Raw genomic sequence first — 3799 nt, forward strand, 5'->3', positions numbered from 1 at the left:
TTTACTCAAATTTAGGTATTCACTGACCGTTCTTGTTATAAATACCAGAATAATAAGCTACTGATATTCTACACCTTTTTTATCTTTAATCCATCATAGCTAGCGATGCAACAAAGCCCACCGATTCACTCTACTGCAACGCAGAAAATTCGTACAATTGTGCATAATGTGGGGCTTCTGGCTACATTTTTCTATTGAACTCACCTTTTCTCTATGTGACAGATTTCGTATTAAATTTTAAATTTAATGCGCCTAGATATACAAGCATTCCTAGCAAAACCATAGGTATAGAAAGCAACTGCCCCATAGTTAAATCAAGCCACAAATAGCCAATTTGATAGTCTGGTTCGCGAAAAAACTCAACGAAAAAACGTGCTATTCCATACCACATAACTGCAATACCAGTTAACGCACCGTGATACAGTCTTATTCTAGTTAAGAAAAACAGTGAATTTGCAACTGCAAAAAGTAGCAGTCCTTCAAAAAGTGCCTCATAAAGCTGGCTTGGATGATGCAGCAAATTATCACCACTCTCTGGAAATACCATACCCCATGGCATAGTTGTAACTCTGCCAAATAACTCTCCGTTTATAAAATTGCCTATGCGACCTAAAAATAAACCTATGGGAACTCCGCAAGAAACTAGGTCCAGTGCATAAAATGTAGGGATATTATGTCTTTTACACGAAATTATTACTGCAAGCAAAACTCCTATAGCACCACCATGAAATGACATCCCTCCTTCCCAGGTCTTCAATATCTCAATAGGGTTGCTTATATAAAGAACTGGATCATATATCAATACGTAGCCAAGTCTACCTCCAAGGATAATACCTACAATAGTGGCTGTTAATAACGAATCGTAAAAATTCTTAGTAAATATTTTTTGGTCATCTAGCTTATGTAAATACCAATATGCAAACACTATACCCAAAACGTAGGCTAAGGAATACCAATATATAGAAACAGGACCGATGCTGAAAATTACTGGATTTAAAGACATATTTTGCTATAAATTATTCTTAGACAATCTACTTTTTTCACGATCCCACTCTCTCTGTTTTATGGTTGCTCTCTTATCGTAGAGTTTTTTTCCTTTTACAATGGCAATTTTAGTTTTTGCAAATCCTTTATCGTTAAAATAGACCGAAAGCGGCACAACAGTTATCCCAGCAGTCTTGATTTGACCAATTAGTTTATTTATCTCCTTTTTATGCAAGAGTAATTTACGTTCCCTTTTTGGTTTATGATTTTTTCGGTTCGCAGCTTTATATTCTGCAATATGCATATTGTGCAGCCATACTTCGCTATTCTTTTCAACAACGTAGGCGTCGGAAATATTTACTTTTCTTTCTCTTAGCGATTTAACTTCACTGCTTAATAAGACCATACCCGCTTCAAATTCTTCTAAGATGAAATATTCAAACCTTGCTTTCCTATTTTCTGCAATAACTTCCATATCTAAAGATATCTTTAAGCTTCAATATATTACAGAGTTTTTGACTTAATTCATAATAAAACAGTTATCCCAATAAATATAAGGTGCCAGGCTAGTCTGATAGCAACAGGATAACAAAAATCAAGTAAGTGCTTTTTCTGTCTCTCTAGGCACAGGTTCCTTTACTTCTTTCATTTCAGGTTTAGGCTTTGACATTATATATTGACCAGCACCAACTATGAACGCAGATCCTGCAGCTAGTCCAATTATTGCTGGTACAGATAGGGCAGTAGCAAATGCAAGTGCAACACCAACTATCACTGCAGTTACAAAACACACAATAACACCTTTTACAATTGCATTTTTTGCAGATTGTTCTTTTTCTTTCACAATTGCATTTTTTCCAATTTGTTTTTCTTCCTTTTTCTCTGAAAGCTGCATTACATCTTTATTTTCAGTAAGATCCTTTGGCGTTTTTTTATTCTCATTTTTTAACGTTTGCTTTTTTTCCGCTTCCTCTAAAAGCTGAATTATACCTTGATCTTTAGTGAGGTCTCTTGGCGTTTTTCCATCAACATCTTTTAATGAAGGGTCTGCTCCAGCTTCTAGCAGAACTTTTACTATACCTTCGTGGCCATTTTTAGCAGCAAGATGTAAAGGAGTACGTCTATCACCATTTTTTGCCTTAACCTTTGCTCCTTTTGCGATTAGAGTTTTTACTACATCTTCGTGGCCATTTGCAGCAGCAACATGCAAAGGAGTCCATCTATCAGCATCCTTTATATTAACATCTGCTTTCTCAACTAGAATTTTTACTACCTCTATGTGGTTCCCTTCAGCAGCAAGATGTAAAGGTGTACATCTATCATCATCTTCTGCATTAACATTTACTTTGTTTGCAATTAGAGTTTCTACTACATCCTTATGGCCCTTTGCAGCAGCAAGATGTAAAGGAGTCTTGTCCTCAATACCTTCTGCATTAACATCTGCTTTCTCAACTAGAATTTTTACTACTTCTATGTGGTTCTTTTCAGCAGCAATATGTAAAGGAGTATATCTTTTATTATTTTGTGCATTAACCGTTGCTCCTTTTGCGATTAGAATGTCTACTACATCTTTATGGCCCCCTCTGGCTGCAAGATGTAAAGGAGTCTCGTCCACAATACCTTCTGCATTAACATTTGCTCCTTTTGCAATGAGAGTTTTTACTACATCTTCGCAGCCCTCTCTGGCAGCAAGATGTAAAGGAGTACATCCATCATCATCTTTTGCATTAACGTTTACTCCTTTATTTAATAGGTTTTTCACCTCCTCCTCATTATTATGTTTAACAGCTGAATGCAAAGCTTTGATGTTCTCTTGTGCCTTTAATAGAGCTCCTTTTACCACTTCATGGCCTTTTTGAGAAGCAAATGTTAAAGGAGTCCATTTATAATGATCTTTCGCATTAACATCTGCTCCTTTTTCAATTAGAGTTTCTACTATATCTTCGCGGCCATTTGCAGCAGCAAGATGTAAAGGAGTCCACCCATCACTATTTTTTGCATCAACGTTGATTCCTTCTGCTTTTGATAGAACTTGTACTATCTCTTTGTGGCCATTTGTAATAGCAAGATGTAAAGGAGCCCATCCTTTATCATTTTCTGCATTAACATTTGCTCCTTTTCCAATTAGAGTGTTTACTACATTTTCGTGGTTCTTTTCAACAGCAAAATGTAAAGAAGTCCATCCATCACCATTTTTTGCATCAACAATTGCTCCTTTTCCAGTTAGAATGGTTACTACATCTTCGTGGCCATAGTGAGCAGCAATATGTAAAGGAGTAATTTTATTATCATGTTCTGCATTAATATCTGCCCCGTTTTCAATCAGAGCTTTTGCTACATTTGCACAGTTCCAATAAGAAGCAAGATGTAACAATTTGACTTCCTTAGAATTTTGACCACGAGATATAGTAAATATGTAATTTATGCCAGATCCACTATCGTTGTCAGGTTTACTCTTTTCCCACTCTTGACATAAATCTGGATCTTCTTCTTGTAACTTAGCTTTTATTTTTTCAACTATATTGTCCTTGCTCAAATCTGAAAGGTCATTTATTTTTTTTAATATTTCCATAAATTTGTCATATTTCATAACTTCCTCACTTAAAATACATAACTTAGTTGTTATATCTTTTAACATAGAAGTCAAGAACCTAAATATTCGTTATTATCTTTCCTTAAAGAGTCATTTAAGTTATATTACAGACTATGAAAAACCTCAACTTTAGGAAGGAAATCAAGTTTTTTTCTCTGTCATTTATAATTTTATTTGTTCTATGGACTGTATTGTCTGGTTATTTTGAGCCGTTTTTTATTT

3 protein-coding genes and 1 pseudogene are annotated in these 3799 nt (G+C 35.1%); 1 reads left to right on the top strand and 3 read right to left on the bottom strand.

The window, feature by feature from the left end:
• Positions 1–211: 211 nt before the first annotated feature.
• The 3 genes from lgt to OZD62_RS00070 all read right to left on the bottom strand — a co-directional run bounded on the left by lgt (position 212) and on the right by OZD62_RS00070 (position 3622).
• Positions 212–1003, bottom strand: a complete 792-nt coding sequence (gene lgt, locus OZD62_RS00060; RefSeq protein WP_010962823.1) for a prolipoprotein diacylglyceryl transferase — start codon at positions 1001–1003, stop codon at positions 212–214.
• A 6-nt stretch (positions 1004–1009) separates the two neighbouring features.
• A complete protein-coding gene (gene smpB / locus OZD62_RS00065) occupies positions 1010–1459 on the bottom strand; it encodes an SsrA-binding protein SmpB (RefSeq protein WP_007548863.1) in 450 nt (149 codons plus the stop codon).
• A gap of 120 nt (positions 1460–1579) precedes the next feature.
• Positions 1580–3622 (bottom strand): ankyrin repeat domain-containing protein, encoded by a 2043-nt coding sequence (locus OZD62_RS00070; protein ID WP_275019156.1) that lies wholly within the window; start codon positions 3620–3622, stop codon positions 1580–1582.
• Positions 3623–3690: 68 nt separating this feature from the next.
• On the opposite strand from OZD62_RS00070, the pseudogene OZD62_RS06135 reads away from it, so the two are divergent.
• Positions 3691–3799, top strand: a pseudogene (locus OZD62_RS06135) (Na+/H+ antiporter subunit E); the annotation flags it as partial.

The sequence above is a fragment of the Wolbachia endosymbiont of Drosophila seguyi genome, assembly GCF_028981765.1.
In the GTDB taxonomy this organism is placed as follows: Bacteria; Pseudomonadota; Alphaproteobacteria; order Rickettsiales; family Anaplasmataceae; genus Wolbachia; species Wolbachia pipientis.